1 protein-coding gene is annotated in these 366 nt (G+C 60.9%); it reads right to left on the bottom strand.

Translation table 11 applies throughout. The annotated features are described in order from the left end of the window. Positions 1-366 (bottom strand): multicopper oxidase domain-containing protein (locus KVT32_RS29120; protein WP_217619317.1); only part of this gene is annotated, 366 nt, incomplete at both ends.

Raw genomic sequence — 366 nt, 5'->3', positions numbered from 1 at the left:
GGTGACGCCGTTGGCCAGATAGGGCAGCGTGGCGGCAGACAGATCTGCGAGATCCGTCGGATTCATCCGCATCTCGTTCCACATCTTGCGCTTGTCGATCGCAGCGGCCGTGCCTTCGCGCGAGGCGTCCCGGAAGAAGTCGAAGACGGTAGGTTGGTTGTAGTTGTAATAGTCGCTTTGGGACTTGAGCTTGTTGAACACCCGCATCGGGTCTTCGTCGGTCCAATCCGAGAACAGCAGCACGTGGTCACGGTCGGCGTGGATGGTCTCGGCGCCAGCGGGGTCGATGATGATCGCCCCGTACATGCCCGTGAGTTCCTGGAAGCCGGAGTGCGAGTGGTACCAGTAGGAGCCGCTCTGCTGAAC

Origin of the sequence: Achromobacter sp. GbtcB20 (assembly GCF_019091095.1) — a bacterium.
GTDB lineage: Bacteria > Pseudomonadota > Gammaproteobacteria > Burkholderiales > Burkholderiaceae_B > Achromobacter > Achromobacter mucicolens.
The sequence above is the reverse complement of the archived record's forward strand: the minus strand, read 5'-3'. Positions and strand labels throughout refer to the sequence as shown.